Annotated in this window: 15 protein-coding genes; 6 read left to right on the top strand and 9 right to left on the bottom strand. The window is 71.0% G+C overall.

The features are described from left to right. The first annotated feature begins 21 nt into the window (after positions 1–21). The 4 genes from AC4D2C_RS08820 to AC4D2C_RS08805 all read left to right on the top strand — a co-directional run bounded on the left by AC4D2C_RS08820 (position 22) and on the right by AC4D2C_RS08805 (position 2322). Positions 22–252 carry a hypothetical protein gene (locus AC4D2C_RS08820; protein WP_490914191.1) on the top strand — a complete coding sequence of 77 codons (231 nt, stop codon included), beginning with the start codon at positions 22–24 and terminating at the stop codon, positions 250–252. An 89-nt stretch (positions 253–341) separates the two neighbouring features. Next, on the top strand, positions 342–791 hold the full coding sequence (locus AC4D2C_RS08815) for an FAS1-like dehydratase domain-containing protein (RefSeq protein ID WP_490907265.1): 450 nt from the start codon (positions 342–344) through the stop codon (positions 789–791). Between the two features lie 2 nt (positions 792–793). Beyond that, the gene (locus AC4D2C_RS08810; RefSeq protein ID WP_490914189.1) at positions 794–1234 is read left to right on the top strand and encodes a MaoC family dehydratase; all 441 of its coding nucleotides are present in this window, start codon (positions 794–796) and stop codon (positions 1232–1234) included. Positions 1235–1242: 8 nt separating this feature from the next. Then, positions 1243–2322 carry a UDP-N-acetylmuramate dehydrogenase gene (locus AC4D2C_RS08805; protein WP_490914790.1) on the top strand — a complete coding sequence of 360 codons (1080 nt, stop codon included), beginning with the start codon at positions 1243–1245 and terminating at the stop codon, positions 2320–2322. 112 nt (positions 2323–2434) lie between these two features. On the opposite strand, the gene AC4D2C_RS08800 is transcribed toward AC4D2C_RS08805, so the two are convergent. The 5 genes from AC4D2C_RS08800 to AC4D2C_RS08780 all read right to left on the bottom strand — a co-directional run bounded on the left by AC4D2C_RS08800 (position 2435) and on the right by AC4D2C_RS08780 (position 6212). Continuing rightward, complete coding sequence (locus AC4D2C_RS08800) at positions 2435–2863, bottom strand: hypothetical protein (RefSeq protein ID WP_490907271.1); 429 nt, start codon at positions 2861–2863, stop codon at positions 2435–2437. A gap of 71 nt (positions 2864–2934) precedes the next feature. After that, on the bottom strand, positions 2935–3381 hold the full coding sequence (locus AC4D2C_RS08795) for a DUF6194 family protein (RefSeq protein ID WP_490914187.1): 447 nt from the start codon (positions 3379–3381) through the stop codon (positions 2935–2937). 98 nt (positions 3382–3479) lie between these two features. Further along, positions 3480–4619, bottom strand: coding sequence for an aspartate-semialdehyde dehydrogenase (gene asd, locus AC4D2C_RS08790; protein ID WP_490914185.1), 1140 nt, complete (start codon positions 4617–4619; stop codon positions 3480–3482). 181 nt (positions 4620–4800) lie between these two features. Then, complete coding sequence (locus AC4D2C_RS08785; RefSeq protein ID WP_490914183.1) at positions 4801–5394, bottom strand: dihydrofolate reductase; 594 nt, start codon at positions 5392–5394, stop codon at positions 4801–4803. Further along, a complete protein-coding gene (locus tag AC4D2C_RS08780) occupies positions 5391–6212 on the bottom strand; it encodes a thymidylate synthase (protein ID WP_490914789.1) in 822 nt (273 codons plus the stop codon). Before AC4D2C_RS08780 ends, AC4D2C_RS08785 begins: the two co-directional genes overlap by 4 nt. 132 nt (positions 6213–6344) lie before the next feature. Between AC4D2C_RS08780 and AC4D2C_RS08775 the strand changes: the two genes are divergently transcribed. Together AC4D2C_RS08775 and AC4D2C_RS08770 are read left to right on the top strand one after the other, a co-directional pair. Continuing rightward, the gene (locus AC4D2C_RS08775; RefSeq protein WP_490914181.1) at positions 6345–10262 is read left to right on the top strand and encodes a Pls/PosA family non-ribosomal peptide synthetase; all 3918 of its coding nucleotides are present in this window, start codon (positions 6345–6347) and stop codon (positions 10260–10262) included. Next, positions 10259–11665, top strand: coding sequence for a M1 family metallopeptidase (locus AC4D2C_RS08770; RefSeq protein ID WP_490914179.1), 1407 nt, complete (start codon positions 10259–10261; stop codon positions 11663–11665). The genes AC4D2C_RS08775 and AC4D2C_RS08770 overlap by 4 nt, the downstream gene beginning before the upstream one ends. 81 nt (positions 11666–11746) lie before the next feature. Here AC4D2C_RS08770 and AC4D2C_RS08765 read toward each other — a convergent pair whose 3' ends face one another. The 4 genes from AC4D2C_RS08765 to AC4D2C_RS08750 form a co-directional block, all read right to left on the bottom strand. Then, entirely contained in the window at positions 11747–12487 is a 741-nt protein-coding gene (locus tag AC4D2C_RS08765) for a 4'-phosphopantetheinyl transferase family protein (protein ID WP_490914177.1), read from the bottom strand. A 45-nt stretch (positions 12488–12532) separates the two neighbouring features. Then, positions 12533–12778, bottom strand: a complete 246-nt coding sequence (locus AC4D2C_RS08760; RefSeq protein ID WP_490914176.1) for a hypothetical protein — start codon at positions 12776–12778, stop codon at positions 12533–12535. 134 nt (positions 12779–12912) lie between these two features. Next, positions 12913–13878 (bottom strand): NUDIX hydrolase, encoded by a 966-nt coding sequence (locus AC4D2C_RS08755; RefSeq protein ID WP_490914174.1) that lies wholly within the window; start codon positions 13876–13878, stop codon positions 12913–12915. Then, positions 13878–16097: an RNA degradosome polyphosphate kinase gene (locus tag AC4D2C_RS08750; RefSeq protein ID WP_490907305.1), complete on the bottom strand. Its 2220-nt coding sequence runs from the start codon at positions 16095–16097 to the stop codon at positions 13878–13880. Before AC4D2C_RS08750 ends, AC4D2C_RS08755 begins: the two co-directional genes overlap by 1 nt. Positions 16098–16166 lie beyond the last annotated feature (69 nt).

The raw sequence follows: 16166 nt of genomic DNA, 5'->3' as shown, positions 1-16166 counted from the left end.
ACGCGGCAGTAGAATCGGATCATGCTGAATACGCCCTGGGAGACCGGCTCGGACCTGTACCGCAAGCTGGTGGTCTCCGCGCTGGTGACCACGACGCTCGGCATCCTCATCGCCGTCACGGGCGCCGCCACCGGCCAGGGTGCCCTCGTGTTCACGGGCATCCCGATCATCGTGGCCGGCATGGTCTGCCACCTGGCCGGGATGGTGGTCCGCTCGCGCGACGTCCGGCGCCGCATCAAGGACCAGCGCTGACCTCGAACGGCACGACGGCGCGCGCCGTCGTGCCGCCCACCGCCCACGTACCGCAGGTATTGCCGTACGCCGCTTCCATCGGAGGATCCATGACCATCAATCCCGACCTGCAGGGGCGCAGCTACCCCGCGGGAGAGACCTACTCCGTGGGACGCGAGGCCATCCGCGACTTCGCCCGGGCCGTGAAGGCCACCCACCCGGCGCACTACGACGTCGAGGCCGCTGCGGCTCTCGGTCATGCCGACCTCGTGGCACCGCCGACGTTCGCCATCATCGTCGCCCAGCGTGCCGATGCACAGCTCATCGGCGACCCGGATGCCGGCATCGACTTCACGCGCGTGGTGCACGCGGACCAGCGCTTCGTCCACCACCGGCCCATCATCGCGGGGGACCAGCTCGTCGCCGAGCTGCACGTGGACCAGGTGCGGTCCATGGGTGGCGGGGCCATGATCACCACCCGGGCCGAGATCACCACCATCGACGGCGAGCGGACGGCCACCACGACGTCGTCCCTCCTCGTGCGCGGAGAGGACCAGTAGCCATGGCAGTATCGACAGCGACCCCCGAGGTCGGGCAGCAGATCGGGTCCACCACGCTCCACATCACCCGGCAGGACCTCGTGCGGTACGCCGGGGCGTCGGGAGACCTGAACCCCATCCACTGGAACCAGGCCTTCGCCGAGGGGGTCGGCCTGCCCGGCGTCATCGCCCACGGCATGTTCACCATGGGTGCAGCCGTCCAGCTCGTGACCGACTGGATCGGTGACCCGGCGGCCGTCGTCGACTACCAGACACGTTTCACCAAACCCGTCATCGTCGAGGACACCACGGCGCAGCCCGGCGAGCCCGGGGCCGTCGTCGAGGTGACCGGCGTGGTCGGCGCGATCGACACCGATGCCTCCACCGCCCGCATCGACCTCACCGTGACGTACGCGGGGCAGAAGGTCCTCGTGAAGGCGCAGGCCGTGGTGAGGTTCCCGTGACGGTCCCGATGACGGGGACCCGCCTGGCCGACCTCACGACCGCACGCGTCGGAGGTCCGGCGCGGACCCTCGTCGAAGCCTCGACCGAGCAGGGCATCGTCGACGCGGTCCGTGCGGCCGACGCCGCCGGAGAGCCGCTGCTCATCATCAGCGGAGGGTCCAACCTCCTGATCGGCGACGACGGGTTCGACGGCACCGTGGTGCACATCCGCTCCACGGGCTTCACGGTCAACGACGACGACGCGACCTGCGGCGGCGTCATGGTCAACGTCCAGGCCGGCCACGACTGGGACGACCTGGTCCGCTACACCGTGATGCATGCGTTCTCGGGGCTCGAGGCGCTCTCGGGCATCCCGGGCTCCACCGGGGCCACGCCGGTGCAGAACGTCGGAGCCTACGGGTCCGACGTCTCCCAGACCGTCGCCACGGTGCGGACCTACGATCGCGAGACGGACCGCATCAGGAGCTTCACCAACTTCGAGCTCCAGTTCGGCTACCGCGACTCCCTCCTGAAGCGCAGCACGGTGAACGGCTCGCCGCGCTACGTGGTGCTGTCCGTCGAGTTCCAACTGGGGCTGGGGCGCCTGAGCAAACCCGTCCGGTACGCGGAGCTCGCCCGCGCGCTGCGCATCGACGTCGGAGCACGTGCCTACGCCAACGACGTGCGGCGTGAGGTGCTGAAGCTGCGCAGGGGCAAGGGCATGGTGCTCGACGGTCCGGATGCGGACACCCGGAGCACCGGCTCGTTCTTCACGAACCCGATCGTCGGCCAGGACGTCGCCGACCGTCTGCCGGAGGACGCCCCGCGGTACCCGGCAGGGGCGGACGGCCAGGTGAAGCTCAGTGCGGCCTGGCTGATCGAGCATGCCGGGTTCTCCAAGGGCTTCGGGCTGATGGACGACGCCGGGCATGCGGCGGCGGGAGGCCGTGCGTCGCTGTCGACGAAGCACACCCTCGCCGTGACGAACCGGGGAGGTGCGTCGGCGTCCGATCTGCTGGCCGTGGCACGGCTGGTGCGGGACGGCGTCGAGAAGGCGTTCGGGATCCGCCTGGAGCCGGAACCGCTGCTGATCAACTGCGCCCTGTAGCCCTTCGTCCACCGGTGGGCCCGGCGGGCGGGCCGGGTCCGCGTGCCCCAGGGCGGATGCGTCCTGTGCGTCCTCCCAGCTGCTGCGGCCCGCCCGCGGAGGCCGGCACGTGTCACAGTGCGGGGGAGCGGCGTGCCTGCTCGGCCGCAGCGCGGGTCAGGACGACGTCGTGCCAGCTGTCCTCGCGCTGTACGAGTTGCCGTGAACACAGCCACTGCGCGAGGCGCGAAGCCACGCTGATCTGCGCCAGCCGGTCGTGGAAGTCGGGGAGGAGCTGTGGACCCGCGAGGAAGTCGGGCAGGGCGTGCAGAAGGTCCCGGGCGCCCATGACCTGCACGTAGGGGCTGTCGGTCCCGAACTGCCGCTCGAGGGCGAGCAGCTCCTGCTCGGCGTCCGTCAGCCCGGCCGCAGCGATGTGCTCGAGGTAGTCCCGGAGATGGTCCTGCACACGCTCGTACCGCAGCAGGCTCTCGGGATGCTGTACGTGACCGCTCGCAGCGAAGAAACGCCGGAGGATGGTGTCTGCGTTCACGGGGTCCATGCGCTTCATCCTGCATGCGCCCTCCGACCTTTTCGTGGGACCGGGTCCGACGAAAAGGTCGGAGGCGCCGGTCAGGGGCGTCGGCGGCCGGCCCGCCGTCGCTCGTCCTCATGCGCGTCGTGCAGGAGTCGCAGCACTGTCGCCCGCGTGCGGTTCCCCGGGTTCACGACGGCCACCCAGCCGAGCCGGCCGTAGACCGGGTGCGGCAGGATCGTGTCCACCTCGCTGAAGTCGGGATCACCTCCGTCACCCACGAGGTCCCGGGCTCTGGCTGACCCCACGTGGATGTTCAGGCGCCATCGGCCCTCGGCAGCCAGGTCGGACTGAGCGTCGTCGGGGTAGTCCTTCGTGACGATCGTCGCGTAGGGCTGGATGTTCTCCGGCACGGTGCCGTCGGGCGAGTAATAGAAGAAGTGATCGCCCCACGCGATCGGTGGGGCGTCATCGCCGTCCCGGGGTGCCACCTCCACCACCCCGTCGAACGCCCTGATGTCCCCGAGGATGTCGTCCATACCCATGACACCAGTATCACCTCCGTCGACCCTGTCCTGACGGTCGCGGCGCCCGATCCGGCCGAGGATGCGGGGGACGCCGACGGCCGCCCCTCGGTGCGGCGCTAGAGGTTGCCGGTGGCGATCATCAGCATGCGCCGGAGCGGCTCGGCCGCACCCCACAGGAGCTGATCGCCCACGGTGAAGGCGCTGATGTACTCGGGGCCCATCTCCATCTTGCGGATACGGCCAACGGGGACCTCCAGCGAACCGGTGGCAGCGACAGGGGTCAGCCCTGCGAGTGTGTCCACCTTCGTGTTGGGGATGACCCGCACCCACTCGTTGTCGGCTGCGATGATCGACTCGATCTCGCTGACGGGCAGGTCCTGGGTCAGTTTCAGGGTCAGCGCCTGGGAGTGCGAGCGCATGGCTCCCACCCGGACGCACAGGCCGTCGAACGGGATGCGGCTCTCGGTGCCGAGGATCTTGTTCGTCTCCGCACCGGCCTTCCACTCCTCCTTGGACCGACCGTCGCCGAGGTCGCTGTCGATCCATGGGATCACCGAGCCCGCCAGGGGAACCCCGAACTGCGACGCCTCGAGGCTCGGGTGACGCTGCTTGGCGAGGATCGCCCGATCGATGTCCAGGATGGCCGAGGCGGGATCGTCGAGGTTGATGGCGACCGACCCGTGCAGTGCACCGAACTGGTTCAGGAGTTCGCGCATGTGACGCGCTCCGCCGCCCGATGCCGCCTGGTAGGTCATGGAGGTTCCCCATTCGACCAGGCCGTTGCGGAAGAGCCCGCCGAGCCCCATGAGCATGCAGGAGACCGTGCAGTTGCCGCCGATGAAGTCCCGGACCCCGCGCGCGAGTCCTGCATCGATGGCGGACCGGTTGACGGGATCCAACACGATCACGCTGTCCTGCTCCATGCGCAGCGTCGACGCGGCGTCGAGCCACAGGCCGGACCACCCGGCGTCGCGCAGCTTCGGGTAGACCTCGGAGGTGTAGTCGCCGCCCTGCGCCGTCACGATGATCGGCAGCTTGGCGAGGGTCTCGACGTCGTACGCGTCCTGCAGCGTGCCGGCACCCTCGGCGAACGACGGCGCCGCACCGCCTGCGGCCGACGTCGAGAAGAACACGGGATTGACGCGGGCGAAGTCGCCCTCGTCCTGGAGCCGCTGCATGAGGACCGAACCGACCATGCCGCGCCAGCCCACGAATCCGACGGACGGCAGGGCAGAGCTCTGGGGTGCTGATGTCATGTGTTCCAGCTTAGGCGGTGTGTTCGTGGAGCGGCCGCTTTGTGACTGTGCCTCGCGCCGGCCGGACGCACCGGCCCGACGCTCGGGCCGCCGGGGCGCGTCCCTTCCGGGGTCGTGCCACCGCCGCAGCGGGGGCGGCGATGCGATCGAGCCGGACGGGGACCTGCCCGTCCCCCTGCGCTCAGACCGCGCCCGAGCGCCCCGCGTCCGCGCGGGATGTCCTGGTCCAGAGGCTGATGCGGTACCGGGTCCCGTTGGTGGACTCCAGCCAGCCCGACTCCGGCGTCAGCGCCGCCAGCGCCCACTCGGTACCGAGCGTCGGTGCCACGGTGTCACCGTGGGCATCGGATTCGACGACGGTGACGAGCACCGCGTTGGCCCGCTCCATGGCGTCGGCGTAGACCCGGCCGCCACCGATCACCCAGATCTCCTCGGACCCGGGCGCGGCCTGCGCCGCCTCGAACGCCGCATCGAGCGACCCGACGACCACGGCGCCCGGCAGGTCGGCACCGGAACGCGACACGACGATGTTCGTACGGTCAGGCAGGGGTCGCGACTTCGACGGGAAGGACTCCCATGTCCGGCGACCCATGATGACGGGGTGTCCCGTGGTGGTGGCCCTGAAGTGCGCCATGTCCTCGGGGACGTGCCAGGGGATACCGCCGTCCCTGCCGATCACGCCGTTCTCGGTCTGTGCCCAGATCAGGCCGATCACCGGGCGCGAGCCGACAGCCTCGGAGACGCTGAGGCTGCTGTGCGAGCGCGCCTCGCTCATACCGCCACCGGTGCCTTGATCGTGGGGTGGTGCTGGTAGTCGACCACCTCGAAGTCCTCCAGGGTGTAGTCGAGGATGCTGTCCGGCTTCCGCTTCAGCTCGATCCGCGGGTACGGGTACGGTTCCCGCGACAGCTGTTCGGCTACCTGCTCCACGTGGTTGTCGTAGACGTGGACGTCACCGCCGGTCCAGATGAACTCGCCGGGTTCGAGCCCGGTCTGCTGCGCCACCATGAGGGTCAGCAGGGCGTACGACGCGATGTTGAAGGGCACGCCGAGGAAGGTGTCGGCCGACCGCTGGTACAGCTGGCAGGACAGCCGCCCGGGACCGCCGTCGGTTCCCGGCGTCACGTAGAACTGGAAGAACACGTGGCAGGGCGGCAGCGCCATGTCGTGCAGTTCGGAGACGTTCCACGCCGAGACGAGGTGCCGGCGGGAATCGGGATCGGTCTTCAGCGCCTCGACCACCTGGGTGATCTGGTCGATGTGGCCGCCGCCGGGCGTAGGCCAGGAACGCCACTGGACGCCGTAGACGGGTCCCAGTTCGCCGTCGTCGTCCGCCCATTCGTTCCAGATGGAGACGCCGCGCTCCTGCAGCCAGCGGACGTTCGAGTCGCCCCGCAGGAACCAGAGCAGTTCGAGCGCCACCGACTTGAAGTGCACGCGCTTGGTGGTGATGAGCGGGAAGGAATCGGTGAGGTCGAAGCGGAGTTGCCGTCCGAAGACGCTCCGGGTGCCGGTGCCCGTCCTGTCGCTCTTCGCCGCGCCGTTCGTCATGACGTCGCGCAGCAGGTCCTCGTACGGGGTGGGGATGGGAATGCTCACCAAGCCAGTCTAGGACGTGCCGGGCGGCCGGGAGGAGCGGCCCGTGCCCCCGGTAGACTGCCCCGGAGCCCGCGGCCCGCCGGCGCTGGTCACCTGCCGTTCATATTCCACCGGGAGAATCCCAGCGTGACCACACCCCCGACCGAGACCGCGGCCGCACCGGCCCCCCAGTTCGCCGCCTCCGCACTCGCGCCGACGCCCCGCACGCTCCTCGACGTCCTGCGCGCCACGGCCGCGGACCATCCCAGTGCGTCGGCACTGGACGACGGCGCCTCCGCGCTCAGCTACGCCGAGCTGGTGACGGCCGCCGAGCAGTTCGCCGCCGTCCTGCGCGACGCCGGGGTGGGGCGCGGCGACACCGTGGGTGTGCGCCTCCCCTCGGGCACGAACGAGCTCTACATCGCGATCCTCGGCGTGCTCACGGCAGGCGCGGCCTACGTGCCGGTCGACGCCGACGACCCCGACGAGCGCGCCCGCGTGGTGTTCGCGGAGTCGCAGGCCGCCGTCGTCGTGGGGCAGGGACTGTCGCTGACCACCGGGACGGGCGGACGCCGGGGAGGCACGGGGGACCCGACCCCTGACGACGACGCCTGGGTCATCTTCACGTCGGGCTCGACGGGGACGCCGAAGGGTGTCGCGGTCAGCCACCGATCCGCTGCGGCCTTCGTCGACGCCGAGGCACGCCTGTTCCTGCAGGACGACCCCATCGGGCCCACCGACCGCGTGCTCGCCGGACTGTCCGTGGCGTTCGACGCGTCCTGCGAGGAGATGTGGCTGGCCTGGCGGCACGGCGCCTGCCTCGTCCCGGCCCCCCGCGCGCTCGTCCGCACCGGCGTCGACCTCGGACCGTGGCTCATCGCCCGCGGGATCACGATCGTGTCCACCGTCCCCACCCTCGCAGCACTCTGGCCCGCCGACTCCCTCGAGAACGTCCGCCTCCTCATCTTCGGCGGGGAGGCGTGCCCGCCGGAGCTCGCACAGCGCCTCGCCGTCCACGACCGCGAGGTCTGGAACACCTACGGTCCCACCGAGACGACCGTCGTCGCCTGCGCCGCCCGCCTCGGCGGCGGGGGGCCCGTCCGCATCGGGCTGCCGCTGGACGGCTGGGACCTCGCCGTGGTCGACGAGTCCGGACTGCCCGTGCAGGAGGGCGGCATCGGCGAACTCATCATCGGGGGAGTGGGCCTGGCCCGTTACCTGGACGCGGCCAAGGACGCCGAGAAGTACGCGCCGATGCCCACCCTCGGGTGGGAGCGGGCCTACCGCTCGGGCGACCTCGTGCAGCTCGAGGCCGCCGGGCTCGTGTTTATGGGGCGTGCGGACGACCAGGTGAAGCTCGGCGGCCGCCGCATCGAGCTCGGCGAGGTGGACGCCGCCCTGCAGGCCCTGCCCGGCATCGCCGGCGCGGCCGCTGCCGTGCAGACGACCCCGTCGGGTAACCAGCTCCTGGTCGGCTACCTCGTCCCGGCAGGGCCCGAGCCCGACCTCGCGGCGCTCCGCACCCTGCTCGCGGAGCAGCTCCCCGCGGCACTCGTGCCGCTGCTGGCCGTCACCGACGCGCTGCCCACCAAGACGAGCGGCAAGGTGGACCGGAATGCCCTGCCCTGGCCCCTCGCCGGCGTGGGCGAGGCCGGGGACGCGACGGCGCTCGAGGACCTCGATCCGCGCGTACAGTGGATCGCCGACCAGTGGGCCGCCGTCCTCGGCACCGTCCCCGCTGACGAGGACGCCGACTTCTTCCTGCACGGCGGCGGGTCGCTCGCCGCCGCCCGGCTGGTGTCCCTGATCCGCGGGCGCTATCCCGTCATCACCGTCGCGGACATCTACGCGCATCCACGGCTCGGCGCGCTCGCGGCGTTCGCGGCGAGCACGGGCGACGGCGGCGAGCAGGCCGCCGCCCCCGTCCGCAGCGTGCGCCGTACTGCCCGGAGGTCGCAGGTCTTCCAGACCGTCATGGGCATCCCGCTGCAGTTCCTCGCGGGCATGCGCTGGCTGACCTACGCGATGATCGCGAACAACGCGCTCGCCGCCCTGGGGATCCTCACGGCCGCACCCACCCTGTCCTGGTGGTGGGTGGCGGCGTCGTGGCTCGTCTTCGTCAGCCCGGTCGGCCGCATGGGGCTGTCCGTCGTCGCGGCCCGCCTCCTGCTCGGCGGTGTGCGGCCCGGCGTGTACCCGCGGTCGGGCCGGGTGCACCTGAGGCTCTGGCTCGCCGAGCAGATCTCCGACAGCGTGGGCGCGGTCGGCCTCGCGAGCGCCCCCTGGGTGCCGGTCTACGCGCGGGCGCTCGGCGCGAGCATCGGGCCCGACGTCGACCTCCACTCCGTCCCGCCCGTCACCGGCCTGCTGACCCTGGGCGCCGGGGCGTCCGTGGAACCGGAGGTGGACCTCTCGGGCTGGTGGATCGACGGCGACCGCGTGCACATCGGAGGTATCGCCGTCGGAGCCGGAGCCGTCATCGGTGCGCGCAGCACGCTCATGCCGGGCGCGAGCATCGGGTCCGGGGCGGAGGTCGCCCCCGGATCGGCCGTGCACGGCACGGTCAAGGCAGGCCAGCTGTTCTCGGGCTCACCCGCCACGCGGGCGGGGAAGGCCAAGCAGGACTGGCCCGCCGCACCGCCCGCACGCTCGGCGGGGCGGTCGCGCCTGACCTTCCTGGCCTTCGCCGCAGCATCGGGTGTGCTCGCGCTCATCCCGTACCTGGCCGCCGTCGTCGCCGCGCTGCCCGTCGTGGCGGCACTGCGCGGGGCGTCATCGCTCTCGGGGGCCTGGCCGTCCCTCGCGGGGCCGGTGATCCTCGCCGCGATCCTCTGGCTCGTCGTCAACGCCGTCCTCGTCCTCGGGACGGTCAGACTGCTGGGGATCGGCCTGAAGGAGGGCTACTACCCGGCCCGCAGCCGCATTGGCTGGCAGATCTGGGCCACCGAGCGGACCCTCGACATGGCACGGGACCTCCTGTTCCCCCTCTACGCCAGCCTGTTCACCCCGGTCTGGCTCCGGCTCCTCGGAGCCCGCGTGGGCCGCAACGTCGAGGCCTCCACGGTGCTGCTCATCCCGAAGATGACCACCATCGGTGAGGGTGCCTTCCTCGCGGACGACACCATGGTGGCCTCCTACGAACTGGGCGGCGGTTACGTGCGGATCGCCCCGGCGAAGATCGGGCGCCGGGCGTTCCTCGGCAACTCGGGCATGACCTCCGCAGGACGGCGCGTACCGAAGAACTCGCTCGTCGCCGTCCTGTCGGCCACGCCCGCGAAGGCCAAGGCCGGCAGCTCCTGGCTGGGCAGTCCGCCGTCGCGCCTGCGGCGGCTCGCCGTCACCGGGGACCAGAGCCGTACCTTCCGGCCGCCCCGCCGGCTCAAGGTCGCCCGCGCCTTCTGGGAACTCTGCCGCGGGGTGCCGGTCGTCCTCACAGTGCTGATCGCCGCCGCCGCCCTCGTGATCTTCGACGCGCTCGCCCGGCAGGGCGGTTACCTCATGGCGGCGCTGCTGAGCGGCGTCGTCTTCATGGTGCTCGGCGCCGTCGCGGCAGGCAGCGCCGTTGCCGCGAAGTGGCTCCTCGTGGGCCGGATCGCGGCGGGGGAGCACCCACTGTGGAGCTCGTTCATCTGGCGCAACGAGGTGGTGGACACCTTCATCGAGAGCGTGACCGCGCCCTGGTTCGCCCGTGCGGCCAGCGGCACGCCGGCCCTCGTGTGGTGGCTCCGTGCCCTCGGGTCGAAGATCGGCGCCGGCGTGTGGTGCGAGAGCTACTGGTTGCCCGAGGCGGACCTCGTCACGCTCGGTCCCGGGTCGACCGTCAACCGCGGTTGCGTCGTGCAGACGCATCTCTTCCATGACAGGATCATGAGCATGGACACCGTGGAACTCGCCGCAGGCGCAACCCTGGGACCCCACAGCGTGATCCTCCCCGCAGCGGACATCGCCGCGGGCGCCACCGTGGGACCGGCGTCGCTCGTGATGCGCGGCGAGACCGTCCCGGCAGGGACCTACTGGATGGGGAACCCGGTCAGCTTCTGGTCCGGTCCGGGAGATCCTGCGTGAGCAGTGGTCCCGAAGGCCCGGCGCCGGATCCGTACACCCCGGCCAGTGGCAGTACCTCCTACCGCGTGGGCCACTACGACCTCAGCCTGGACTACCGGCTCGCCAGCAACCGCCTGGCGGCTCGCGCCGTCCTCACGCTGACTGCGCACCGCGAACTGCGGCAGCTCGAACTCGACCTCAGCGGGCTCCGCACCACCAAGGTCACCTCCGACACCGTCCGTATCCGGTCCTTCAAGGACCGGGCCGGCAAGCTCGTGATCGCCTTCCGCGATCCGGTGCCGAACGACGCCGAGTTCCGCCTCGACATCCGCTACGAGGGCAACCCCGCACCGCTCTCCGGGATCTGGGGCGAGGTCGGCTGGGAGGAACTGACCGACGGCGTCCTCGTGGCGGGGCAACCCACCGGAGCACCGTCCTGGTTCCCCTGCAACGACCACCCCTCGCAGAAGGCCGCCTACCGGTTCACGGTCACCACCGACTCCGGGTACCGGGCCATCTGCAACGGCGTGCTCGTGTCGCGCATCGACAGGTCGAGCCGGACCAGCTGGGTGTACGAGCAGGCGGAGCCCATGGCCACGTACCTCGCGACGGTCCAGATCGGCCGCTACGACCTCGTGGCGCTGAACGATCCGGCACGGCCCGCCGTCGCCCTCCCCGCCCGCGCGGCGCCCCGTGGGCAGGGAAGCCCTGTGCCCCAGTACGCTGCCGTACCGGCCTCGCTCGTTCCCGCCGCGCGGGCGTCGCTGGCCCGGAACCACGAGATGATGACCGCGTTCGAAGAGCGGTTCGGGCCCTACCCCTACCCCCAGTACCTCGTGGTGGTCACCGACGACGAGCTCGAGATCCCCCTGGAGGCTCAGACACTCTCGATCATCGGCCGCAACCACCTCCACCAGGGCTGGGACGCCCAGCGGCTGATCGCCCATGAACTCGCACACCAGTGGTTCGGCAACTCGGTGACGGCGGCGGGCTGGCAGGACATCTGGCTGCACGAGGGCTTCGCCTGCTACGCCGAGTGGATCTGGTCGGAGGCCAGCGGAGCGACGACGGCGGACGCCCATGCGCGGTCCACCCACCAGCGTCTCGCCCGGGAACCCCAGGACCTCCTGGTCGGTGACCCCGGTGCCCGGGACATGTTCGACGACCGGGTGTACAAGCGCGGCGCCCTCACGCTGCATGCGCTCCGCACCGCCGCCGGGGACGACGCCTTCTTCGGGCTGCTGCGCACCTGGACGGCTGAGTACCGCTTCGGGACGGTCACCACGCCCGACTTCATCGCGCTCGCGGCACGCGAGCTCCCGGGGGTGGCCGTCGAAGACCTGCTGGAGCCGTGGCTGTTCTCGGCGGCGCTGCCCGCCCTGCGGACCGGCGGGATGATCCAGCACCTCTTCGGGGGCCGGTAGCCCTCGGGCCCCACGGGCCGGTAGCCCTCGGGCCCCACGGGCCGGTGGCCCCGAGCCCCGCGGAACGACACTCCCTCGGTCTCACGGGACGACGGCGACCGCCGCCACGAGGCCGAGCGGCTCCAGCACGGCACCGTCGACGGCGTGGAGGTCGGTGATCCTGCCGTCCTGCAGCACCCCGACCGTGTCCGGGTCGCGCTCCGCGAAGCCGGTACCCAGCGCCTTGACCAGGGCCTCCTTGCGCGTCCACAGGCGTGCCCGTGCCCGATCCCGGTGGGCGGCGGGCAGCCGCTGGACGGCGAGCCGCTCGCCGGGAGTCAGGGTGACGTCGTCGAAGCCGTCGAATGCCACGGTGGTCGCGGTGGCGAGATCGACGCCGAGGGACGGCAGGGGAGCCCCGGCAGGAACGATGCCACGCAGGTCGAGCGCCCCCAGGAGGGCGAACCCCCCGGCCCGCGAGAGGCTGAGCGCCAGGGGCACCGGTTCGCCGTCGAGCTGGTACGCGGGCCGCCCGTGGTCGGCTCCGGAGACCGGTCCGCAGCGCGGACACGCGAAGCACGGGACGAGGTCCCCCGCGGGTACACCGAGGAGTTCGGCGGTGAGCAGGCGCAGGAGGTACCGGCCCGCGATGAAGGACCCGGCCGTCGCGAGGTCACCGGTGCGCACCGCCCGTGCACGTTCGACATCGTCGAGGAGCGCGAACATCGCACCGACCTCCGGCAGCACCGCAGCGGACCCGACAGCCCTCAGGCGGAGCGACACACGCGGCGGCAGACCGGCCGGAGCGGCGCGGGCGGCGGAGGTCCCGGGGGAGGGCGTCATCCCGTCACTGCCATGGACGACCATGCAGGGGGTCGGGTCCGGTCGTCACCGACCCTGGTGGTGGCCGAACAGCTCGGCGCACACATCGTCCCGCAGGACGAACGGCCGGGGCCGGTCGATATCCGCCGAACGGCCGTAGACGTAATAACCACGGCCCTCCCCGGGACCGCCGGCAGCACGATCGATGGCGTGCAGGAGCCTCGGCGTCAATGGCCCCGAGGGCCCGATCCGGTGGATCTGCTCGATCTCGTGCGGTGCGAGTGCCCGAACGAGGCCCTTCACATCGGCCATGGGTGCTGTCCTGTCGTCGCTGCCGCTCCGTGGGTGAGGGTCCGACACTAGGCACGCGGGATGAACAGGGCGTGAACGGAGGCCGTATCGGCGCTGACTCCACGTGAACTGCTCCTCCCCGCCGAACCGGCAGGTCAGTCGTCGTACGCGCGGAACTGCTCCACCGAGACGATGCGCCCCTGGTTCGAACTGCTCACCTGGCAGATGACCGCCTCGCCCGGGGCCAGGTAGGGGTCGTCGACGGGCAACAGCTCCCGCAGCGCGGCCGGCATGTGATCGCCCAGCACCGACAACACGAGCGGCAGCACCGGCCGGTGCGTGCAGAGGGCCACGGGCCGGCGCTTGTCCAGGACCCGCTCCACCGCAGCCCTGGTGCGTCCCGGCCTGCGGGCGGCGTCGCGTTCGGTGAGGGCGTCGACGAGCTTGAGCTTCGCGCTGCGCTGGTTCACGTAGGGGGAGATGGTCTGCACGCAGCGCTCCCACGGGCTGCTCACCACGCGTTCCGGGTTCCACGCCTGCAGCAGGCGGCTCACCGCGATCGCCTGCCGTCGACCCGTGGCGGCGAGGGGCCGGTCGCCCTCTGCCCGGCTCCAGGAGGAGCGCGGCTTCGCCTTCGCGTGGCGTACCACGATCAGGGGCCAGGTCTGCAGATCCTTCGCGTCGTGCGCCGCGACGAGGGCGTCGAGGGGTTCGACGTCGGACGGATTGCTCAGCAGGTCGCGGGCCTTCTCCGGCGACACCCACTGCACCCGGTCGACCTCCTTGCCGTCCGGGACGGGACGCAGACGGTCCGTCCGCGCGGCCCAGTACAGGACGACCTTCTCGCCCGAGGACACCGGGTAACTGATGGTGGCGAGGGGGATGCCGAGTTTGACGCTCAACCCCACCTCCTCGAAGGTCTCGCGGACGGCGCACTCGGGCGTCGTCTCGCCCGGATCGAGCTTGCCCTTCGGCCACGACCAGTCGTGGTACCGGGGCCTGTGGATGATCAGGACCTGGAGGCGGCCCTTCTCCAGCCGCCAGCAGAGCGTCCCGGCGGCGATGACCTGGCCCGCACCCTGGGTCGGAGCGGCGGTGGTGTCGTCGATCGGTGCGGCCATCAGCGGCGTGACACCGCTCGCTGCCGTGCCCTGGACGCGAGCAGCCAGGACTGGATGTCCTCGAGGGGTGCGCCGTCGTCGTCCTTGTGGTGGCGCGTCCAGCAGCCCGTCTCGTCGAGGTGCCAGCTGGAGACCTCGGGGTTCATGTAGCGGTCCATGAGGCTCATCAGGTAGGAGATGTCCTCGGGCGCACTGAGCTGCACGAGGGCCTCCACGCGGCGGTCCAGATTGCGGTGCATCATGTCCGCCGAGCCGATGAACACCGCAGGCTCGCCGCCGTTCGCGAAGGCGAAGACGCGCGAGTGCTCCAGGAACCGGCCCAGGACCGAGCGGACGGTCACGTTCTCGCTGAGCCCGGGGACCCCCGGCCGGACCGAGCAGATGCCGCGGACGATCACGTCCACCCTCACGCCGGCCTGCGAGGCACGGTAGAGCGAGTCGATGATCGCCTCGTCCACCATCGAGTTGACCTTGATGACCACGCGAGCGGCGCGGCCCGCCTGCTTGTTGGCGATCTCCCGTTCGATCCGGTCGATCAGGCCTGAGCGCACCGAGCGCGGAGCGACGAGCAGTCGCTTGAACGTGGACTTCGGGGCGTAGCCGGAGAGCTGGTTGAACAGACGCGAGAGGTCCTGGCCCACCTGCTCGTTCGAGGTGAGCAGACCGAGGTCCTCGTAGTACCGGGCCGTACGCGGGTGGTAGTTGCCCGTGCCGATGTGGCAGTAGCGGCGCAGGCCGTCGATCTCCTGCCGTACCACGAGCGAGAGCTTGCAGTGCGTCTTGAGGCCCACGATGCCGTACACCACGTGCACGCCGGCCTGCTCGAGCTTCCGGGCCCAGGAGATGTTCGCCTGCTCGTCGAAGCGGGCCTTGATCTCCACGAGGGCCAGCACCTGCTTGCCCGCCTCGGCGGCGTCGATCAGTGCATCGACGATCGGGGAGTCGCCCGAGGTCCGGTAGAGCGTCTGCTTGATGGCCTGGACCTTCGGATCGGCGGCCGCCTGCTCCAGGAACGCCTGCACGGACGTCGAGAACGAGTCGTACGGGTGGTGCAGCAGGATGTCGCGGCGCCGCATGGCGGCGAACACGTTCGCGGCCTTCGAGGTCTCGCTCTCGTTGAGGTGGCGGCTCGTGTGCGGGACGTGCTTCGGGTAGTGCAGGTCGCCGCGGTCGATCCCGGCGATCACGCTGAGGCCCCGCAGGTCCAGGGGAGCGGGGAGCGTGTAGACCTCGTCCTCCTCCACGCCGAGCTCGCGGGACAGGAGCGCCCTGATGCTCGGGTTGATGTCCGTGGTGACTTCCAGGCGCACGGGCGGACCGAACCGGCGGCGCAGGAGCTCCTTCTCGAGGGCCTGGAGGAGGTTCTCGGCGTCGTCCTCCTCGACCTCGAGGTCCTCGTTGCGCGTGACCCGGAACAGGTGGTGTTCGAGGACCTCCATGCCGGGGAAGAGCTGGTCGAGGTGGACGGCGATGACCTCCTCGAGCGGGATGAAGCGTGCGATGCGCCCGGCGACGTTCCCGGCACGCGGTCCGTCGACGGACATCAGGCGCGGCAGCTGGTCGGGCACCTTGACGCGCGCGAAGAGCTCCTTGTCGCTGACCGGGTTGCGGACCACGACCGCGAGGTTCAGGGACAGCCCCGAGATGTAGGGGAAGGGATGTGCCGGGTCGACGGCGAGCGGCGTGAGGATCGGGAAGACCTTCTCGGCGAACATCTTGTGCAGCTCGGCGCGGGCGGTCTCGTCCAGCTCCTCCCAGGTGGTGAGGTGGATCTGCTCCTCGGCGAGCGCCGGCCGGATGTGCTCGGCGAACACCGCCGCATGGCGCTGCTGCAGCTGGTAGCCGTCACTCATGATCTTCTCGAGCTGTTCGATGGGGCTGAGTCCCGCGGCGGAGGGTACGGCCAGGCCGGTGGCGATGCGCCGCTTCAGGCCGGCGACGCGCACCATGAAGAACTCGTCGAGGTTGGACGCGAAGATGGAGAGGAAGTTGACGCGCTCGAGCAGGAACAGGTCGGGGTCCTCGGCCAGTTCGAGGACGCGGGCGTTGAAGTCGAGCCAGCTGATCTCGCGGTCCAGGAAGCGGTCGGGGCGGATGTCGCCGGTGGGCAGGAGACTCGGGGCGAAGTCGGGGATGTCGATGCGGTCCTGGGTCGCCCGGGCCGGAGCCGTCTCGGAAGATCCGTACAGGGACGCGCTCCGGCGTCGTGTCTCATCCATTGCGTCTCCTGCAGCGTGGGCGGGCATGGGCGCGTGTCCACGCCCGCCGGGCCTGGACACGCCTCGGAA

The sequence above is a fragment of the Arthrobacter sp. TJ-240 genome, assembly GCF_058269195.1.
Note: the sequence above shows the minus strand (reverse complement) of the source record. Positions and strands in the feature narration are given on the sequence as shown.